Origin of the sequence: Micromonospora sp. CMU55-4 (genome assembly GCF_011602315.1) — a bacterium.
Lineage (GTDB): Bacteria > Actinomycetota > Actinomycetes > Mycobacteriales > Micromonosporaceae > Micromonospora > Micromonospora chalcea.
The window spans coordinates 1-18,839 of sequence record NZ_JAAOLH010000032.1; the positions used below are offsets into that span (position 1 = coordinate 1).

General features: G+C 70.3%; 22 protein-coding genes. 5 read left to right on the top strand and 17 right to left on the bottom strand.

Annotated features, from left to right (window positions below; translation table 11 throughout):
- Positions 1-43: 43 nt before the first annotated feature.
- Complete coding sequence (locus tag HA073_RS29895) at positions 44-490, top strand: MmpS family transport accessory protein (RefSeq protein WP_158629848.1); 447 nt, start codon at positions 44-46, stop codon at positions 488-490.
- Positions 491-1,247: 757 nt separating this feature from the next.
- Here HA073_RS29895 and HA073_RS29900 read toward each other — a convergent pair.
- Positions 1,248-1,757 carry a hypothetical protein gene (locus HA073_RS29900; RefSeq protein WP_124778739.1) on the bottom strand — a complete coding sequence of 170 codons (510 nt, stop codon included), beginning with the start codon at positions 1,755-1,757 and terminating at the stop codon, positions 1,248-1,250.
- Between the two features lie 204 nt (positions 1,758-1,961).
- Between HA073_RS29900 and HA073_RS29905 the strand changes: the two genes are divergently transcribed.
- Positions 1,962-2,207: a hypothetical protein gene (locus HA073_RS29905; RefSeq protein ID WP_064447927.1), complete on the top strand. Its 246-nt coding sequence runs from the start codon at positions 1,962-1,964 to the stop codon at positions 2,205-2,207.
- A gap of 235 nt (positions 2,208-2,442) precedes the next feature.
- A complete protein-coding gene (locus HA073_RS29910; protein WP_166457839.1) occupies positions 2,443-2,967 on the top strand; it encodes a hypothetical protein in 525 nt (174 codons plus the stop codon).
- Positions 2,968-3,044: 77 nt separating this feature from the next.
- Here the strand turns inward: HA073_RS29910 and HA073_RS29915 are convergent, their stop codons facing one another.
- The 10 genes from HA073_RS29915 to HA073_RS29960 all read right to left on the bottom strand — a co-directional run bounded on the left by HA073_RS29915 (position 3,045) and on the right by HA073_RS29960 (position 9,743).
- Positions 3,045-3,494, bottom strand: a complete 450-nt coding sequence (locus HA073_RS29915) for an NUDIX hydrolase (RefSeq protein WP_309228074.1) — start codon at positions 3,492-3,494, stop codon at positions 3,045-3,047.
- A 6-nt stretch (positions 3,495-3,500) separates the two neighbouring features.
- Positions 3,501-4,220, bottom strand: coding sequence for a DinB family protein (locus HA073_RS29920; RefSeq protein ID WP_309228075.1), 720 nt, complete (start codon positions 4,218-4,220; stop codon positions 3,501-3,503).
- Positions 4,221-4,363: 143 nt separating this feature from the next.
- Positions 4,364-5,059 carry a hypothetical protein gene (locus HA073_RS29925; protein WP_064447924.1) on the bottom strand — a complete coding sequence of 232 codons (696 nt, stop codon included), beginning with the start codon at positions 5,057-5,059 and terminating at the stop codon, positions 4,364-4,366.
- Entirely contained in the window at positions 5,056-5,934 is an 879-nt protein-coding gene (locus HA073_RS29930; protein ID WP_043328404.1) for an ATP-binding cassette domain-containing protein, read from the bottom strand. The genes HA073_RS29925 and HA073_RS29930 overlap by 4 nt, the downstream gene beginning before the upstream one ends.
- Positions 5,931-6,290, bottom strand: coding sequence for a GntR family transcriptional regulator (locus tag HA073_RS29935; protein WP_043328406.1), 360 nt, complete (start codon positions 6,288-6,290; stop codon positions 5,931-5,933). The genes HA073_RS29930 and HA073_RS29935 overlap by 4 nt, the downstream gene beginning before the upstream one ends.
- Before the next feature lie 496 nt (positions 6,291-6,786).
- Entirely contained in the window at positions 6,787-7,281 is a 495-nt protein-coding gene (locus tag HA073_RS29940) for a GNAT family N-acetyltransferase (protein WP_166457840.1), read from the bottom strand.
- An 84-nt stretch (positions 7,282-7,365) separates the two neighbouring features.
- Positions 7,366-8,097, bottom strand: coding sequence for a class I SAM-dependent methyltransferase (locus tag HA073_RS29945; protein ID WP_166457841.1), 732 nt, complete (start codon positions 8,095-8,097; stop codon positions 7,366-7,368).
- Between the two features lie 206 nt (positions 8,098-8,303).
- The gene (locus HA073_RS29950) at positions 8,304-9,017 is read right to left on the bottom strand and encodes a vancomycin high temperature exclusion protein (RefSeq protein WP_166457842.1); all 714 of its coding nucleotides are present in this window, start codon (positions 9,015-9,017) and stop codon (positions 8,304-8,306) included.
- Positions 9,018-9,040: 23 nt separating this feature from the next.
- Positions 9,041-9,403, bottom strand: a complete 363-nt coding sequence (locus tag HA073_RS29955; RefSeq protein ID WP_018784695.1) for a PH domain-containing protein — start codon at positions 9,401-9,403, stop codon at positions 9,041-9,043.
- Between the two features lie 31 nt (positions 9,404-9,434).
- Positions 9,435-9,743 (bottom strand): 4a-hydroxytetrahydrobiopterin dehydratase, encoded by a 309-nt coding sequence (locus HA073_RS29960; protein ID WP_018784696.1) that lies wholly within the window; start codon positions 9,741-9,743, stop codon positions 9,435-9,437.
- A gap of 184 nt (positions 9,744-9,927) precedes the next feature.
- Between HA073_RS29960 and HA073_RS29965 the strand changes: the two genes are divergently transcribed.
- On the top strand, positions 9,928-10,371 hold the full coding sequence (locus tag HA073_RS29965; RefSeq protein WP_181373769.1) for a (deoxy)nucleoside triphosphate pyrophosphohydrolase: 444 nt from the start codon (positions 9,928-9,930) through the stop codon (positions 10,369-10,371).
- Between the two features lie 80 nt (positions 10,372-10,451).
- On the opposite strand, the gene HA073_RS29970 is transcribed toward HA073_RS29965, so the two are convergent.
- The 6 genes from HA073_RS29970 to HA073_RS29995 all read right to left on the bottom strand — a co-directional run bounded on the left by HA073_RS29970 (position 10,452) and on the right by HA073_RS29995 (position 18,152).
- Positions 10,452-11,561 carry a succinate dehydrogenase/fumarate reductase iron-sulfur subunit gene (locus tag HA073_RS29970; protein WP_043328414.1) on the bottom strand — a complete coding sequence of 370 codons (1,110 nt, stop codon included), beginning with the start codon at positions 11,559-11,561 and terminating at the stop codon, positions 10,452-10,454.
- A complete protein-coding gene (locus HA073_RS29975; protein WP_043328415.1) occupies positions 11,551-13,473 on the bottom strand; it encodes a fumarate reductase/succinate dehydrogenase flavoprotein subunit in 1,923 nt (640 codons plus the stop codon). Before HA073_RS29975 ends, HA073_RS29970 begins: the two co-directional genes overlap by 11 nt.
- Before the next feature lie 10 nt (positions 13,474-13,483).
- The gene (locus HA073_RS29980) at positions 13,484-14,305 is read right to left on the bottom strand and encodes a hypothetical protein (RefSeq protein WP_043328416.1); all 822 of its coding nucleotides are present in this window, start codon (positions 14,303-14,305) and stop codon (positions 13,484-13,486) included.
- Between the two features lie 228 nt (positions 14,306-14,533).
- Positions 14,534-15,943 carry a TldD/PmbA family protein gene (locus HA073_RS29985; RefSeq protein WP_113974736.1) on the bottom strand — a complete coding sequence of 470 codons (1,410 nt, stop codon included), beginning with the start codon at positions 15,941-15,943 and terminating at the stop codon, positions 14,534-14,536.
- A 76-nt stretch (positions 15,944-16,019) separates the two neighbouring features.
- Positions 16,020-17,456 (bottom strand): TldD/PmbA family protein, encoded by a 1,437-nt coding sequence (locus tag HA073_RS29990; protein ID WP_043328418.1) that lies wholly within the window; start codon positions 17,454-17,456, stop codon positions 16,020-16,022.
- Between the two features lie 147 nt (positions 17,457-17,603).
- Positions 17,604-18,152, bottom strand: coding sequence for a Uma2 family endonuclease (locus HA073_RS29995; RefSeq protein WP_043330945.1), 549 nt, complete (start codon positions 18,150-18,152; stop codon positions 17,604-17,606).
- Between the two features lie 240 nt (positions 18,153-18,392).
- Between HA073_RS29995 and HA073_RS30000 the strand changes: the two genes are divergently transcribed.
- On the top strand, positions 18,393-18,839 hold a 447-nt coding region (locus HA073_RS30000), incomplete at its 3' end, for an ATP-binding cassette domain-containing protein (RefSeq protein ID WP_166457843.1).

The following is an 18,839-nucleotide window of genomic DNA, read 5'->3' on the forward strand; positions in this document are numbered from 1 at the left end:
TGACGGATGACCAGAACGAGCCTGACATGCGCTAATCTGCCCCGTGATCAACAACCCCACCGATGCCAGCCGTCGTCGCCGGCGTGCCGCCATCCCCATCACTGTGGGCGTCGCACTGTGCCTGGTCGGGCTCGGTGTCTGGCTCACCTTCGCCGTGCGCGGCGAGGATGGGCGTGGCGAGGACGCTCGTGAAATCGAGCTGGAAGTCACCTCAGGGGCCGGCCAGGTAAAGGGCATTGTCTGGCGGTACCCGGATGACGGGAACAAGATCCATGACGTGAGCGACTCTTCTGGCATGATCAAGACGCCCTGGTCACGGCGGATCGACGTCAAGTCTCTGAAGGGGCCGATCATTCTCAACGTCATCCATGACCCGGACTCCACCGGGGCGACCTGCCGGATACTGGTCAACGGCAAGGTGACGGAGGAGCAGAGCGGCGTCTTTCCGCACTGCATGACCACGGTCCAGCGGGCGTTCCCGGCGTCGTGACTTGTCAGCCTGCTTGGTCAGGCATGGCCGGGTCGCGCCCGTTGACCCCGGGGGCGAAGGCCGCACGGGTGAAGCTGGACATACTCGCCCGAGGTGAGACGGGGAGCTTGCAAGCGAGGGATCAGCGCGGGCCGGGGCGCACCGGCTGCGGCGGGTCGACGAGGACCAGCTCCAGGCCGTCGCCAGGCCGCCGGATGTCGATCCAGAGTGACCAACGACGACCACTGGTGACGACGTCTGCCCGGGTGACAAGGCGTGATGGGCCCGCTAAGCAGGGTTGGCCGGGGCCTCCTTGCCTGTAGTTGGTGAACTGGTGGGGCGCGTCGAAGGTGTACGGGCCAGCGCTCAAGGCGAGACAGGGGTGCAGATCCGGCACCAGTCCCAGCTCACAGCGCGGTTGGCTCGTAGGTCAATGCCTCTTCGATGAACCATGTAGTCGGCGACGTGCGGGCATTGAGGATGGTTCGAGTTCTTTGACCTTTTTGCCTACCTCCTCGTCGGGCGTGTGCAATAGCTCAGCCATGAGCGCCAAGGCGCGCTGTCGAGCCTGCGGGCGAAAGTTCTCACGCCAGCTTCCGCCTCCGTCAATAGTTGGCAAGCAGCCGGCAGTACTGCGAGGTACCAACACCTCTTGACCTGGACCGCAGGCATGTCGGTGCAGGTCATCGGCGAGCCGGTCCAGGTTCCGCTTCGACGTCTGAATCCGGCCCGCTTTCTCAGGAACCAGGCTGCCGAACGAGCCGCAGGTGACGTCCGACTATGACGTGCCCGACGCGGCGAACCTCTTCACGTCTTGGAGCAGGCAGTCGAGGAAGGTGGCCAGGTCCGGGGCGGCCACGTCGAAGCGCGGGTCCTCCGAGGTGTAGACGCCGTCGAGGACGAGGTCGGGAGGGAGTCGGTAGACGGGCCACCCGTCCGGCGTCGCCAGCGCGTACTGCGTGCCGCCGCCGTCGCTGGCGAACACGACCACATCGGCGTCGTGGCGGCCGCGTACGCGCCAGAGGTGCCGTGCCTCGTGAACGTGGACCACGTGGGAGGCGCTGTGCAGGAAGAACCCGTTGTCGATGTCGGCCAGGTCGACGGCGTCAACCACCGCGTACAGGTCGGCAAGTGCAGCGGGGATGGCGGGACGGGCAGCGGCGATCAGCGCGGCAGAGGTCGTCGAGGGCTCACTGACGGCGTTCTCACCGGGCGGGTATCCGTAGCGGTCCTCGAAGTCGAGCACCGCGGAAGCGACAGCATTCCGCAGATCCTCTCGCCAGGTCACCAGGTCTCGTTGCATCACGGCAGGACACTGCCACCGTGGACCAGAACTGACCAGGAGCGCTGGGAGCGGGACGACCGTCCGACCTGTCAGACGTCCGTACGCCGGATTTCGGGTCTTTGATCTCTGGGCCGGCACTGCGACGATGCAGGCCGTCGGAGGCGGCCGTGTGCGGACGTCTCGTGTCTCACCGACCGAGGAGCCGATGTGCGTCTGCCCCGTGAGCCCCACCCGGTTGACCGGCCGGGCCTGCTCATCTCCATGATCGTGTGTGGTGGCCTCGGGACTCTTGCGGCGAGCGGATGGAACGGCGACGCAGGGCGGTTCCAGCCGATCGCGGCGGTGCTCGCCGTGGTGCTGTTCGCGTGCTTCCTGATCTTGTTCGCGGTGTTCTGGGTCGGCTGGCTGATGCGTGGGCACGAGTTGTGGCGCGAGGCGCGACGTGAGCGCTGACCGGGACCGTTACCGGCATGATCGCCCGGTGGCTCGAACATGCGGTGCACGAGCTTCCGGCCGGGGTGCTGTGGGGCGCCGACGGCGCGACACCCACTACCTGAGCCGCCGCCGTCATTTCGCGGACCACGCGACGTACATCAGGGACCGTCGCGCACCGATGCGGGTCTCGCCGCCGCCGCCGGACTGGCTACGACGTCGCTGACCACCGCCGGGCCCGTGCAACGATGTGGGCGTGTCGGGCACGGCGGTGGACAGGCTGGCGGCGCTGGTCGGCTGGAACGGCAGGTCCTCCCAGCGCCCGGACTGGTCGTCGTTGCACGCCGCGTTCGGCCACCGGTTTCCCACGGACTTCCAGCAGTACGTGGAGCGGTTCCCTCCGGGCGCCATCGACTTCGTCCAGGTGTTCCACCCGTACGAACGGGCCTTCCAGGGGGATCCGGCTGTCTATGTCGAGCAGCTTCTGGCGCGCACCGATCCGGCCAACGACATCGAGGACTGGTACCGGTTCGGCAATGCGCCGGGGGAGCTGTTCTCCTGGGGCACGGTGAACGGCGAGTTCGAGCTCTGCTGGGAGCTGACCAACGGGTCGCCCGACACCTGGACGTGCGTGGTGGCCGACATCCGCTGTCAGACCGGGGAACGTCATCCCGGCGGCATGGTGGACCTGCTGCTGGACGTCCTGGGCGGCACCGGAAGGGTCAGCTCCCTGGACTATCTCCGTGAGATCCTGCCGACCGCCTTCGAGCCGTACCTGTAGTCGCGTGCCCACCCAGGCGACGACGCTTTTTTCAACGTCTGGTCCCAGCCTCGTGCCGAGAGACGTGTCCGTCGTGGTCAGGCGCGACGCTCGGCAAGAACCCTGCGGAACAGGGCGGGGTAGCCGGCATGAGCCAGCGGTAGCGCTCCGAGCGCGTCTGCGGTGAACCAGCCGATGGCGTCGTGTTCCTCCGGCGCCAGGTTGGCCGGAGACCCGCTCCATGCTTCGATCAGCCAGATCCGCATGTCGAACGTGTCGGCGTGAACCTCGTGCACTGGTGGACCCGACGGCACCGCCACGTCGACGCCCAGTTCCTCTCGAAGCTCACGGGCAAGTGCGACACGGGGCGGTTCCCCGGGCTCGACGTGCCCGCCGGGCAGGTCCCAGACGTCGGGCAGCACACGACGCAGGGGAGAGCGGTGGCACAGGAGTATCCGGTTGCCGTCGCACAGCAACCCGGTGACGATGCGCGCCTTGGGAGATCCGTCCGCCGAGGCCTCCGATGCGGGGCCGGTCCACGTGGACACCGGACGCTACGCCTGCGCGTCCAGGTCGCGCACTGCGAAGCGGAGGTGTTCCCACTCCTCGTCGAAGATGACGTGAAGGCAGTGCAGGACCGGCTTCTCGTGTTCGGGTGACCACGCTGACGGCCGAGGCTCGGTGAGCAGCTCCGGAGTGACGCCCGTGAGGAAGTCCCGCACCATGGCCTGCCGCTCGGCGCGCAGATCGAGCACCTGGGCGAGACTCGGCCGCGCCGCGGGGAAGATCGACATGTCGAGTCCGTCCGTCTCGTACTCGGCGTGCGGCTGCCCGAGCGGATGGAAGGGCTGCGGCAGGCGCAGGATCGCCTTGCCGAGCCAGGCGTCGGTGGCGAACGCGAGGTGGCGCAGGGTCTGCGCGAACGACCACTCGCCGTCGATCGAGATGTCGGCGGCACCCTCGGGCATGGACACGACCCGGTCGACCGCGGCCGCCCAGGCTCGTTCGAGCGCCGCCCACGCCGCGCGCAGGCCGTCGGGATCCTCGGCACGCCTCAGCTCGCGCCCGGGGAACCGCCGGTTGAGTTCGGCCTCGACGAGCGGCACGACGTCGACACCGTTGACCAGCAGCGCGCCGTCGGTGAGCCACGGCGCGTCGATGTCGAGCCCGCGCACGTCGACGCCGCGCATCACCGCGCCGGCAAGCGTCGACCTGGTGAAGCGCGCGCCTTGCAGGTCCCGGTCCACGAACGTCGTGAGGTCGCTCTGGTCCACGGCGCACCCCTCTCGTCGGCGATCGCGGCAATGCTAGCGAGCAGGTCCGACAACAGCTGTCGATGCGACCGAACCGGGGAGCTGCGGGTGGCGGCCGACGACCCGCATCGCGCGGATCGTCGGCCGACCATCCGTGCCCGCCGTCAGGCGTTGGCCCGGCGGATGGCCGCCATACCCCCGAGGGCGGCCACCGCGGCGATCAGGGCGGGCCACCCCACCAGCAGGCTGACCTGGTGCTGGCTGCTCAGCCACTGCCAGATGTCACCGAACCATCCCTGCCAGGTGATCAAGGCGACGAGCAGGCCGGTCACCAGGATCAGGGCCGCGCCGGCCCCGAACAGGCCGTTCATGCCGAACCGGACGTACCAGACGGCGACGAAGACGGAGACGAAGTTCAGGAACAGGAACGGCACCGCGTAGACGGCGATCTGCAACAGCCCGTTGTCGACGTCGACGTACGGGATTCGGAAGAACCGCAGCTGGATCCCGAAGCCGCCGGTGGCGCCCTCGATCAGGTTGAGCAGGTAGAGCAGGACGCCGTAGACGACCGCCTGCACCACGTTGACGAGCACCGTGGCGAGGTAGAAGGTGCGCCGGGTGACGCCCATGCCGAGCGCGAACGGGAACACCTGGCTGATCGAGGTGGCGGCGACGATCGAGCAGACGATGTAGATACTGACCAGACCGCCCGTGGTGTTCTTGCCCGGCGCGGCCTCGTCGATCGAGGCGAAGATCAGCAGGTTGACGCCGAGCGAGATGGCCATGATGCCCCATGGCCAGGCCAACTGGCTGACCCAGGCGATGGTGTGCATCCGGGCGACGTCGAGGATACGAGTCATCGCGCGTTCGTCCTTTCCGTCGTCAGGCGCACCACGGCCTGTTGGAGCGACACCGGCGCCAGGTCGATGCCGAGCTTCTTGGCGCGCGTCCGTTCGGCGTCGTCGAACGACCCGCGCAGCGACGCGCGGACCGCGCCGCCGAGTTGCTCACGATGCAGCGCCTGGTGCGCGGCGGCGAACTCGTCCACCGCAGCGGCCGGGCCGGACGCCTCCACCACCTCGCCGCGCAGCTCGTCGCTGGGCGCGTCGAGCAGCAGCTTTCCGCGGTCGAGCAGCAGTACGTGCTCGATCAGGTCGGCCACCTCGTCGATGAGGTGTGTGGAGAGCACGACGGTGCGCGGATTCTCGGCGTAGTCGGCGAGCAGCCGGTCGTAGAAGAGTTGCCGGGCGACCGCGTCGAGACCGAGGTACGGCTCGTCGAAGAAGGTCAGCGGCGCGCGTGCGGCCAGGCCGATCGTCACGCCCAGCGCGGACAGCATGCCGCGGGACAGTTTGCGTACCTTGCGCTTGCGCGGCAGGTCGAAGTCGTCCACCAGGGACTGCGCGAAGTCCTCGTCCCAGTTGGGGAACAGCCGTTTGGCCAGGCTCAGCACGTGCCGGACCTGGTACGCGGTCGGGTACGTCTGACTCTCCTTGATGAAGACCACCCGCGACAGCACCCGCTCGTTCTCGTACGGCCGCTCACCGAAGAGCATGAGGTCGCCGCTGGTGCCGCTGTTCTGGCCGGTGATCAGCTGCATCAGCGTCGTCTTGCCGGCGCCGTTGCGGCCGAGAAGCCCATAGATCTTGTCGCCCGTCAACGTGAAGGTGACGTCATCGAGAGCGGTCACCTCGCCGAACCGCTTCGTGAGCCCGGCTGCCGCCACGACGCTCATCGCTGTTCCTCCCCTGTGTCGATGAGCTTCTTCAGCTCCTCGGTGCCGATGCCCAACTTGCGTGCCTCCTCGATGAGGGGCCGCACGTACTGGTCGGAGAACTCGCGCCGGCGGCGTTCCCGGAGTGTTTCGACGGCGCCCGTTGCCACGAACATTCCGATCCCCCTGCGCTTGTAGAGAAGCCCGTCATCGACCAGGCGGTTGATCCCCTTGGCGGCGGTCGCCGGGTTGATCCGGTGGAACGCCGCAAGCTCGTTCGTCGACGGCACCTGGGTCTCCTCCGCGTACGTCCCGTCGATGATCGAGTTTTCGATCATCTCCGCGATCTGGACGAAGATCGGCCGGCCGTCATCCATCCTGGTTCTTTGGTTCATTACTCATGTAACTAACCTTGGCGCTCGCGGGCCGGGGCGTCAAGTCTTCTTCGGGTACGCGCGGCCGATCACGGCTCGCTCGGGTTCGCGCCGTGACACTGACGATCGACGAGAGCACCCGCCAGGTACGGCAGTCCGTCTGCGGCTGTTGCGACACCGCCGCGGAGCGGACCTGGGCCGACATCCATGCTGACGACGCGTCACCTTCGGCTGCCGGGTCGGGCCGGTGGCCGGCTCGCCGGGGCCGGCCGCGACGCTCGTCAACGGCGGTGAGGTCGCGGGGGACAGCCCGATCTTCGGCCGCAAGCTCCCCGAGTTCCGGCAGATGGTTGACCTGATCCTGGAGCGTGTCCTGCCGCGACCTCACCCGGTGATCAAGGGGTTTACGTCTCCCGGACCGCGCCGACCGGACACAAACTCCTTGATCACCGGGCGGGCCGGGGCGGGACCGGGGCGGGCCCGGGCGGGGCGGGGAGCGTCAGGTGACTGCGGGGCTGCGGCGTTCGATCAGGGTCACGTCGCGCCAGGTGCCGTAGTGGCGGCCCACCCGCTCGCGGGTGCCGACGACGCGGAAGCCGCACGTCGCGTGCAGCGCGAGACTCGCCGTGTTCTCCGGGAACACACCGGACTGGATGGTCCAGATCCCGGCCGCCTCGGTCGAGGCGATCAGCGCCTCCAGCAGCGCCCGGCCGACCCCGCGCCCGCGCCCCCGCGGGTGCACGTAGACGGAGTGCTCGACCACACCGGCGTAGACGCAGCGGTCGGAGACAGCGGAGCAGGCCACCCAGCCGAGCACGTCGCCTGCCTCGTCGAGCGCCACCCAGCGGTGGCCGGGCAGCCGGGTGGCGGTGAACCGCGCCCAGTCCGGCGGCTCGGTCTCGAACGTGGCGTTGCCCTCGGCGATGCCCAGACGGTAGATCTCCAGTACGGCGTCGGCGTGCGAGTCGTCCATCGCGACGACGGTGACAGTCATCGGTTCCCCCTGTCCGGACCGGCGGTCGTCAGCGTAGTCGCGCGTCGAGGGGCCGGGACGACGCCCGGCCCCTCGACGTGAGCGCTACCGCCGCCGGTAGACGGAGATGTGCGAGCGGCTGCCCGCGTCGAACGGCGACCGGTCCCAGTCGGCGTACCGCTCGGTGAGCCGCAGCCCGGCCCGCTCCGCCAGCTCGTCGACCTGCTCCGGCCAGGCGTAGCGCATGGCGAACGGCTTCAGGTGCACGCCGGAGGCGTCGAACGTGACGGTCTGCCGCACGAACGTCTGCGCCGCGCGGTCGTACCGGTGCACGCGGATGGTGGCCGAGTCCTCGGTCACCTCCCGCACCTGGACCTGCTCGTCCCGGTCGAAGTCCGCCGGGTCGGGCACGAACGTCTCGATGACGAACGCCCCGCCGGGCGCGAGCACCCGGGCGACGTTGCGGAAGCACGCCGCCTGGCGTTCCTCGGAGACCAGGTTGAACAGCGTGTTGAACACCAGGAAGACCAGACGGTACGGCCCGGCGACCGGGACGTCCGCCATGTCGCCGATGGTGACGGGCAGGTCCGCGCCGCCCGGCTTGGCGCGCAGGTGCGCGACCATCTCCGGGGACGCCTCGACGCCCTCCACGGTCAGACCGCGGGCGGCCAGCGGCAGGGCCACCCGGCCGGTGCCGACCGCCAGTTCGAGCACCGGGCCGCCCTCGGCCAGCGGTGCGAGGAAGTCGACGGCCGGGGCCGGGTCGGGATTGCCGGGGCCGTCGTAGGTGTCGGCCCAGAGCCGGCCGAACAAGCCGGGATCGTCGAAGACGGACATCACACGCCCTCCCGCCGGGCGGAAGGGACAGGACGCGGCGCGAGGTCAGCGACCTCCGCCGGAATGGGGTACGGAAACACGAAGCCTCGTTTCGGCAAGGGTGACGACGGGTCGGTTGGGCTTCGCAGCGTGTGGCATGGCGGTGCTCCCTCCGGTCGGCTTCGAGGGGTCCAGCAGACCAGCAGCCGACCGGGGCGACAACCGGATTACGCCCGCAGCGCGTCGTCCACAGCGGTCTCCCGGCGGCCGAGGTGCACCGGGTCGCGCCCGCTGAGCACGTCCACGGCGGCCTTGACGCAGGCGGCGTGCTCCCGGGTGGAGCTGACCCGCCACTGGCCGGCGTACCGGCGGGCGGTGTCGTCGCCGACGCCGACGGTCTCGATGCCGGCGTCCCGGCAGAGCGCCACCGCGCGCGGCAGGTGGAACGACTGGGTGACCACAGTGGCCCGCCGGACCCCGAAGACGCGGTGCGCGCGCACGCACGAGTCGTACGTGTCGAAGCCGGCATGGTCCAGCACCGTCTTCTCCGCCGGGACGCCCCGCTCGACGAGCCAGCGCCGCATCGCGTCCGGCTCGTCGTAGTCCCAGTCCATGTGGTCGCCGGAGAGCAGGAGCACCTTGACCTTGCCGGCGGCGTACAACTGGCGGGCGATCTCCAGCCGGCCGGCGAGGAACGGCGCCGGGGTGCCGTCCGGGTCCACCTTGGTGCCCAGCACCAGCGCGACCGGCGTCTCGGGCACGTCCGCGGCGCCGAACAGGCGACCCTCGGCGGCGCCGCGGACCCAGGTCACGCTGGCGATCGTGGCGGCGCCCAGCAGCACCACGGCGGCCGTGGCGAGCACCAGGAGCCGGCTGACCAGGCGTACGGCCCGGCGGTGGTCGCCCCGCCAGGCCCGCCAGCGTGCCGTCAGCCCTCGCATGGCGGCGATTGTGCCAGTGCGGGTCAGGAGATGTGGTGCAGGATCACGTTGTGCACGTGGTGGCTCTTCTCCGCGCCCCGGAACTCGACCTCGTAGGTGTGCGTGCCGACGTGCACGGCGATCGACCCGGTGGAGAAGAACGAGCCACCCCAGGACTTGTTGCTCACCACGCTCACGCTGGTGATCTTCGAGTACGGGATGCTGGTGATGGCGTACCGCTTGCCGACGAAGGAGCGGTCCTGGATGATCACCCGCCGGTCGGTCAGGCCGATGAAGCCGGTGCCGGTGCCCACCGCGTCGTAGACGGCGATGATCTGCTCACCGGGCAGCAGCCCGCTCTGGATCTGCTGGAACTGTTCCTTGCGGTCGTACGTGGGGCCAGACATGCATCTGAGGGTAGGCGGGGCGCGCCAGCGCTCAGGGCTCGGTGACCGCGCGGACCGCGTCCTCGATGCGCGCCGCGAGCAGCACCTCACCCTCGGTGAGTGGCTCGCCGTCGCCGTGGCCCAGCCGGATCTGGGTACGATCGGCCCGGCGGCTGATCTCCGGGCGCAGCCGCAGCGCGTCGGCGACCACCGCCACCCGTTCGGTGAGCGCGGCGTGCTGGGTGTCGTCGAGGACGATCGTGCGGCGGATCTGTTCGCCCTCGCGCGTCCATCCCGACAGCAGGGCCAGTGCGTCGCTGAGGTAGTCGTGCTTCGCACGGCCGCTGAACAGCACGCGCATCACCGCACCTCCCAGGCGTCGTTGCCGGCTTGTGGCCAAATCGTCGCCATCCCGTGTCCCAGTCGACGCTCTCTAGTCTCTCGCCACTCAGATGGTGTGTCCACGCCCACACTTCCGTGTTCTGCTGACCTGACGGCCGACGCAGCTACCCAAACCGCCGATTGATCTGGCACGCTGGTGGCCCGTGCGGACCGAACGGATTAGCGGGGGCGGACACGCCGACCGGCGGGAGCCGAGGGTGGTCGTCGGGGCCGCGATCATCGAGGGCGGCCGGGTGCTGGCGTGCGAGCGCTCCGCGCCCCCCGAGGTGGCGGGCCGGTGGGAGTTCCCCGGCGGGAAGGTCGAGCCGGGTGAGGCCGAGACCGACGCGCTGGCCCGCGAGTGCGCCGAGGAGCTGGGCGTACGGGTGGCTGTCGGCGCCCGCGTCGGCCGTGACGTACGGATGGCGCACGGCCGGTCCGTGCTGCGCGTCTACGCCGCCCGCCTGCTGCACGGCGACCAGCCGAAGGCCCTGGAGCACGCGGAGCTGCGCTGGCTCTCCGCCGCCGAGCTGGACAGCGTCGACTGGCTTCCGGCCGACGTGCCGATCGTGGCCGCGTTGCGTCCGCTGCTCGCCGCGTCCGACTGAGGCTCCGGACCGGACAGGCGGGCCGAAACGGGACGGGGGCCGGCGGCGTGTGCCGCTGGCCCCCGTCGTCGTGCTGTCGTTCAGTGCTTCGGCTCGTCCTGCTGCGGGTGGGCGAAGTTGAGGTGCTCCGGGGGCAGCGGGAACGTCACGTCGTCGCCGAACGGCGACGGCGCGGCGGCCCGGTTGAACGTCAGTTCGGTCAGCGGCAGCTTGCCGTTGGCGTCCACCGCCGGGGCGGTCGGGTGCGGCACCTCGCGGTGCCAGTTGACGCCCTGCTGGGCCTGACGCTCGGCGGCGCTGTCGTGCGAGCCGCCCGCGTGCGAGTGCACCCCGCCGTGCGAGTGCGTTCCGCCGGAGTGCGCGTGCGCCCCGCCGTGCGCCCCTCCGGACGTGACGGCACCGCTGGAATGCCCGCTGGTCGCGCTGGTCTGAGGCACCTGACCCCTCCGGAAGATCTTGTTACCGAGCCACACAAGGGGATCGTACCTGCGGTCGACGACCCGTTCCTTCATGGGGATGATCCCGTTGTCGGTGATCTTGATGTGCTCGGGGCAGACCTCGGTGCAGCACTTGGTGATGTTGCAGAAGCCGAGTCCCATGTCGGACTGCGCGTACTCCCGGCGGTCGGTACGCGCGTCCAGCGGGTGCATGTCCAGCTCGGCCGCCCGGATGAAGAACCGGGGGCCGGAGAACGCCGGCTTGTTCTCCTCGTGGTCCCGGATCACGTGGCAGACGTTCTGGCACAGGAAGCACTCGATGCACTTGCGGAACTCCTGCGAGCGCTCCACGTCGACCTGCTGCATCCGGTAGTCGCCGGGCGCCACGTCGGCCGGCGGCGCGAACGCCGGGGTCTCCCGGGCCTTCTCGTAGTTGAACGAGACGTCGGTGACCAGGTCCCGGATCACCGGGAAGGTGCGCAGCGGGGTGACCGTGACGGTCTCCGACTCCTCGAACGTCGACATCCGGGTCATGCAGCCCAGCCGCGGCTTGCCGTTGATCTCCATGGAGCAGGAGCCGCACTTGCCGGCCTTGCAGTTCCACCGGCACGCCAGGTCCGGCGCTTCGGTGGCCTGCAGCCGGTGGATCACGTCGAGGACCACCTCGCCCTCGTTCACCTCGACCGTGTAGTCCTTCAGGTCGCCGCCGGTCTCGTCGCCCCGCCAGATGCGGAACTGGCGCTTACTTCCCATCAGTGTTCGCCTCCTCGGTGAGGGCGTCGAACTCGGCGAGTTCCTCGTCGGTCAGGTACTTGGCCAGCTCGGCCCGGTCGAACAGCCCGATCAGCTCCGGCCGCATCTTCGGCAGCGGCTTGTGGGTCAGCCGGACCGCGTCCCCGTCCAGCGAGCAGACCAGGTTGACCCGCCGCCACTTCGGGTCCATCGCCGGGTAGTCCTCCCGGGTGTGCCCGCCGCGCGACTCCTGCCGCTCCAGCGCCGCCATCGCGGTGCACTCCGAGACCACGAGCATGTTGCGCAGGTCCAGCGCCAGGTGCCAGCCCGGGTTGTAGCGCCGGCCGCCGACCGCGCTCACCTTCGCCACCCGCTCCCGCAGCTCGGCCAGCCGGCGCATGGCGTCCGCGAGCTCGCCCTCGCGCCGGATGATGCCGACCAGGTCGCCCATCACCGCCTGGAGGTCCTGCTGGAGCTGGTACGGGCTCTCGCCGGTGTCGCGCTGCAACGGCGCCAGCGCCGTCTCCACGGCGGCCTCCACCGCCGCCACCGACACCGCCGGGCGGCTGGTGAGCTGATCGGTGTACGTGGCCGCGTGCCCGCCCGCGCGCTTGCCGAAGACCAGCAGGTCGGACAGCGAGTTGCCGCCGAGCCGGTTGGAGCCGTGCATGCCGCCGGACACCTCACCGGCGGCGTAGAGCCCGCGCACCGTGCCGTACGCCGCGCCGGAGTCCGGGTCGACCTCGACGCCGCCCATCACGTAGTGACAGGTCGGGCCGACCTCCATCGGCTCCTTGGTGATGTCGACGTCGGCCAGCTCCTTGAACTGGTGGTACATCGACGGGAGGCGGCGGCGGATCTCCTCGGCCGACTTGCGGGAGGCGATGTCCAGGTAGACGCCGCCGGCCGGCGTACCCCGGCCCTCCTTGACCTCGCTGTTGATCGCGCGGGCGACCTCGTCACGGGGCAGCAGCTCCGGCGGACGCCGGTTGTTGTCCGGGTCGGTGTACCAGCGGTCCGCCTCCTCCTCGGTCTCCGCGTACTGCTTGCGGAACACGTCCGGGACGTAGTCGAACATGAACCGCTTGCCCTCGGAGTTCTTCAGCACCCCGCCGTCGCCGCGCACCGACTCGGTGACCAGGATGCCCTTCACCGAGGGCGGCCAGACCATGCCGGTCGGGTGGAACTGGAGGAACTCCATGTTGATCAGCGTCGCCCCGGCGCGCAGCGCCAGCGCGTGGCCGTCCCCGGTGTACTCCCAGGAGTTCGAGGTGACCTTGTAGGACCGTCCGACGCCGCCGGTGGCGAGCACCACGGCGGGCGCCTCGAAGAGGATGAACTCGCCGGACTCGCGGTAGTAGCCGAACGCGCCGGCGACGCGGTCGCCGTCGAGCAGCAACTCGGTGATCGTGGTCTCGGAGAAGACCCGGATCCGCGCGTCGTAGCTGCCGAACTCCTGCTTGTCCTCCTGCTGTAGCGAGACGATCTTCTGCTGGAGCGTACGGATCAGCTCCAGGCCGGTCCGGTCGCCGACGTGCGCCAGGCGCGGGTACTCGTGGCCGCCGAAGTTGCGCTGCGAGATCTTCCCGTCCTTGGTGCGGTCGAACAGCGCGCCGTACGTCTCCAGCTCCCAGATCCGCTGCGGCGCCTCCTTGGCGTGCAGCTCGGCCATCCGGAAGTTGTTCAGGAACTTGCCGCCGCGCATGGTGTCCCGGAAGTGCACCTGCCAGTTGTCCCGCGAGTTCACGTTGCCCATCGCGGCGGCGGCGCCACCCTCGGCCATCACCGTGTGCGCCTTGCCGAACAGCGACTTCGAGATGATCGCGGTCTTCTTGCCGGCCAGCCGGGCCTCGATCGCCGCGCGCAGGCCGGCGCCGCCGGCCCCGATCACGACGACGTCGTAGTGGTGTCGTTCGATTCGCGTCTCAGTCATGTCCAGGCTCTCAGTTGATGAACCGCAGGTCGTTGATCCAGCCGGCGGCGACCGCCATCACGTAGAAGTCGGTGAGCGCCAGGGTGCCCAGGGTGATCCAGGCGAGCTGCATGTGCCGGACGTTCAACCAGGACACCCCGGTCCACGCCTTGTAGCGCATCGGGTGCTTGGAGAAGTGCTTGAGCCGCCCGCCGATGATGTGGCGGCAGGAGTGGCAGGAGATCGTGTACGCCCACAGCATCACCACGTTGCCGACCAGGATGATGTTGCCCAGGCCGAAGCCGAAGCCGTCGGGGGAGTGGAAGGCCAGGATCGCGTCCCAGGTGTTGATCAGCGAGATGATCGCGGCGGCGTAGAAGAAGTAGCGGTGCAGGTTCTGCCCGAGCAGCGGGAACCGCGTCTCACCGCTGTACGACTGGTGACCGTCCGGCACCGCGCAGGCCGGCGGCGACAGCCAGAACGACCGGTAGTACGCCTTGCGGTAGTAGTAGCAGGTCAGCCGGAACAGCAGCAGGAACGGCAGGGTGAGCGCCGCGTCCGGGATGATCCACCAGCCGGGCAGGAACTGGCCGAAGTGCGAGGAGCCCTCGACGCAGCGGTCGGTGACGCAGGGGGAGTAGAACGGTGTCAGGTAGTGGTACTGCTCCACCCAGTACCACTTGTGCATGAAGACCCGGACCGTCGCGTAGATGACCCACGCGCTGAGCCCGACCACGGTGATCAGCGGAGCGAACCACCACCGGTCGGTCCGCAACGTCTTCGCCGCGATGGCGGCGCGCGCCCGCCCTCCCCGCGGCTGCGATCTCGGCGTCTTGGCCGACGTAGTTGTCATTCGAGTCATCTCCCTGACGTCACTGTCACGTCTTGCGCACGCACGAGGCCACACCGGCGAACCGGTGCGGCTAAGTGACACACGTTACGCCGATCTTCACGGCCCGGCCGCGCAACGCAGTGTCCCGTGTGTCCCGCAGCTTGGAAAGAGTCAGTTCATGATCAATGTGGCGGGTCGGTCGAACGGTGCGCCGACCGGCGCCGCGGGTGCGCCCGGCGACGCGCCGGATCACCCGGACGCGCCGCCGGTGAAGTGCCAGGAGGACAGCCGCAGCGTCGGCGCCTCGTACCAGGACCCGTCGACCCGGCCCGGCTGCCGGACCGGCGCCCGGCCCAGGCCCAGCACCCGCCCTGGCCCCAGCGCCCGCGGGTACGACTCGGTGAACCGGAAGTCGCGCACCGCCCGGGTCGGCACGCCGTCCTCGACCAGCCACACCCCGTTGCGCGTCAGCCCGGTGACCACCAGCTGCTTCGGGTCCAGCACCCGCGTGTACCAGAAGTCGCTCACCAGCAGCCCGCGCCGCATCCCGGCCACCAGCGCGGCGGTGTCCGGGTCGCCCACCGCTCCGGTGACGCCCGCGCTCACCGGCCCGGCCGCGACTGTCGTGCCCGCATCGGCGACGCCCGGATCCGCCAGCAGGCGGATGTTGTGCGGGATCGGCCCGAACGTCGCGCTACCCGGCATGCCGTGGCCGGTCGACCCGCTGCCCGCCTCCGCGCCGCCGCGCCTGTCGTACGCCACCGCCCCGGTGATGCCGCCCTCGACCAGCGGCAACGCCCGCCGCGGCGTGCCCTCCAGGTCGAACGGCAGAGTACCGGCGTGCAGCGGGTCGTCCACCAGCGTCACCAGCGGGTCGAACTGGGCGGTGCCCGGCTCGGCGAACGACTGCCGTTCGGCGTACCGCTTGCCGTTGAAGCCGAACCAGGCGAGGTTCTGCAGCAGGTCGGCGACGGCAGCCGGTTCGAGCACCACCTCGTAGTGCCCGGGCGGCAGCTCGACCGGGTCGGCCGCGGCCCGTGCCTTCGCCGCCGCGTGCGCGCCGAGCGCCGCGCCGTCGAGGTCGGCGAGCCGGTCGGCGCAGAGCCGCGCCACCCCGTCCGCGGCGCCGGCGCGGGCGATGCCGTCCATGGCCGCCTCGGCCGCGCTTCCGGCCGCCGTGTGCCCGGCCGAGTTGGCGAACGCCCCCGACCGGTACGCGGTGCGGCAGTAGCCGGCCGCCTCCAGCCCGTCGACCGCGTCCACGAACGCGCGTACCCGCTCGGCCCGCTCGCCGGGCGAGGCGAACGCGGTGGCCTCGTCGGTGGCCGGGCCGGACGGCACGGGCGTCGGCGCGGTCAGTCCCGGCCAGGCCGGGTCGGGCGGCGCGAGCCGGGCCGCGGCCCGGGTCCGCTCGACCAGGGCGGCCAGCCCGTCGGCGTCGACCCGGCTGCCGCTGCCGGTCGCGGTCCGCCCGTCCACGTGCAACCGCAGGTGTACGGAGACACCGGTCTCGGACACGTTCTGATGGATGAAGGAGTTGGCGAACCGGGTCAGGGCCAGGTCGGTGCGGGTCACCAGTACCTCGGCCTCGGCACCGGGACCGGCCGTACGCCGGACCAGGTCCACCACTCCCGCCGCGATCCCCAGTTCGGCGCTCATGCCGGCACTCCGCTTCGCTCCGTGCCGTCATGAGGCACTGTCGCCCTGAGCCTGCTGATTCGCTCGCTGCGCTCGCTCATGCCCGCACCCCCACCCGGACGCCGCGGAACCGGGCCGGCGCGGCCGGATGGCCGGTGTGCCCGACCTGGCCGGGCTGCCCCTTCCCGCAGTTGGGCGTGCCCCAGGCGACCGTCTCCGAGGAGAGCATGTCCATCGAGCGCCAGAAGACCGGCCCGATGCCGGTGTACGTCGGGTTGCGCAGCATCCGCCCCCGGCGGCCGTTCTTGACCTCCCAGCCGACCTCGCAGCCGAACTGGAAGTTGAGCCGCTTGTCGTCGATCGACCAGGACCTGTTGATGTCCATCAGCACCCCGTCGTCGGTGGCCGCGATGATCTCGTCCAGCGTGTGCGGGCCGGGCTCCAGGCCCACGTTCGTCATCCGCACCATCGGCAGCCGGGCCCAGCCGTCGGCCCGTACGCTGCCGCCGTAGTCCAGGCCGGCGACGGCGGCCGAGTCCCGGCCGGCGAGCACCCCGACCCACCGCCCCTCGCGGACCGCGTCCCGGGCCACGGCCGGGGAGCCCTCGTCGTCGTAGCCGAAGCTGCCCAGCGCCCCGGGGATGGTCGGGTCGATGGTCACGTTCATCAGCTCGGAGCCGTAGCGCAGCGAGCCGAGGCGGGCCAGGTCGAGCCAGGACGTGCCGGCGAAAGCCGCCTCCCAGCCGAGGATGCGGTCCAGCTCGATGGCGTGCCCGACCGACTCGTGGATCTGCAGCGCGAGCTGCTCGCCGCCGAGGATCAGGTCGGTCTCGCCGGCCGGGCAGAGCGGCGCGGTCAGCAGCTCGCGGGACTCCTCGGCGATCCGGGCGGCGTGCGCGGCCAGGTCCAGCGAGGTGACCAGCTCCCAGCCGGTCGTGCCGTACTGCCCGCGGTAGCTCGGGTAGGACCGGCGCTGCGTCTCGCCGTCGCCGATCGACGTGGCCGAGATGCCGCCGCCGCACTCCCGGATGTGCTGGTCGATCCGGTGGCCCTCGCTGGAGACGAACCATTTCGTGGTGTCCCAGATCTGGTAGAGCCCCTCGGCCAGGTCGGCGCCGTGCTCGCGCATCGTCGCGGTGGCGCGGACCAGCAGGTCGCCCTTGTCCGACAGCGGCACCCCGAGCGGGTCGACGGCGCACTCCGAGGCCCAGCTCGCCACCGCCGCCTCGGAAGGCACCAGGTCGATCGGCGGGCCGGGAACCCGCGCGCTCGCGGTGGCGATCGCCGCGGCGCGCCGGCCGGCGTCGCGGGCCGCCGCGTCGGACAGATCGGGTACGGCGTGGAAGCCCCACCCCGATCCGACGAGCGCGCGTACGCCCAGCCCGATGCTCTCGTCCTGGCTCAGCTCCTCGATGTCGCCGTTGCGCGCAGACATCGACTCGTAGCGGCGGTGCATGACCCGGGCGTCGGCGTAGCGGGCGCCCGCGTCGAGGGCGGCTTGGACGGCGGCGGTCGCCGCGTCGAACTCGCTCATGCTGGCACTCCGTTGCCCTGCTGACGCTCGCTCATGCCGGCACTCCGCTGCGCTGCGTGCCGGCATGAGGCACCTTTGCGCTGCCCCGATGATTCGCTCGCTGACGCTCGCTCATGCGCCGACCCTAGGCGAGCCCACCGACATCCGTCAGGGGACGAGATCCTCCGGCCGGATCGTGGCGCGGACGGGCTCGGTCAGCTCCAGCAGGGAACCGGGCTTTGTCACCGACACCTCCCGGTAGTGCCGACCCTGCCGCCGGTGGAGGTGCAGCGTGCCTGTCTCCTGCTCCACCAGCAGGTACCACTCGATGCCCGCGGCGGCGTAGTAGTGCATCTTGAGCACCTTGTCGGTTGCCGCGTTACCAGGTGAGATGACCTCGCACACGAGCCGAACGTCCCGCGCCTCGATCATCGGCTGGTCGAAGTCGATCGGCTCGGTGACGACCAGGTCGGGAATCGGTATGCGGCCTGGCCGGAGCCGGACGTTCACCGTCTCCAGCAGTTCCAGGCCGACGTGCCGGGCCGCGGCCTCCAGCAGGTTGCCGAGGTTCCGCTGGATTCGCTGGTGCCGTGGAGTCGGTGCCGGTGTCACGTGCAGGCTCCCGTCGAAGAGTTCGACGCGTTGCCGCGTCTCGCCGAGGGCGAGGTACTCCTCTTCGGTCCACGGGCCGTCGTGGCCGAACACCGCCGCGGTCATGGTCGCCTCCACCTCGTGCCGACGGGAATCGTCCCTTCGTCGCCGGCACCATCGTCGCACTCCGGGTGCGGCGATGAGGCCGCGACGGCCAGTCGCGAGTGTGGATGTCCCAGGTGACGGGCGTGCGAGACGGAAACCCAGTCGTTACGCTCAGGCCGCTGACAGACCGCTCGATGTAGCTTATTTTCGCCTCCTGGGTTTTCCTGTAGGTTCTCTTCATCACCGAAGGGGAGGCGGTCAATGGGCAGGTCGGAGGCGGTGCCGTCCGGGGAGCCGGACCGCCCGGAGGTGCCGGAGCAGCGCTCCGGCGACGGGCCCTATCTCCAGGTCCGGGATCTGCGGGTGCGGTTCGACACCGAGGACGGTGTGGTGCGGGCCGTGGACGGGGTGTCGTTCGCCGTCGAGCGGGGTCGCACGCTGGGGATCGTGGGGGAGTCCGGGTCCGGCAAGAGCGTGACGTCGCTGGCGATTCTCGGTTTGCACAACGCGAAGCGGACGACCATCTCGGGGGAGATCTCGGTCGGTGGGCGTCAGTTGGTGGGTCTGCGTGAGGAGGAGATCCGCCGGTTGCGGGGCCGGGACATGGCGATGATCTTTCAGGATCCGTTGTCGGCGTTGCATCCGTACTACTCGGTGGGCAGGCAGATCGCGGAGGCGTACCGGGTGCACCACCCGAGGGCCGGAAAA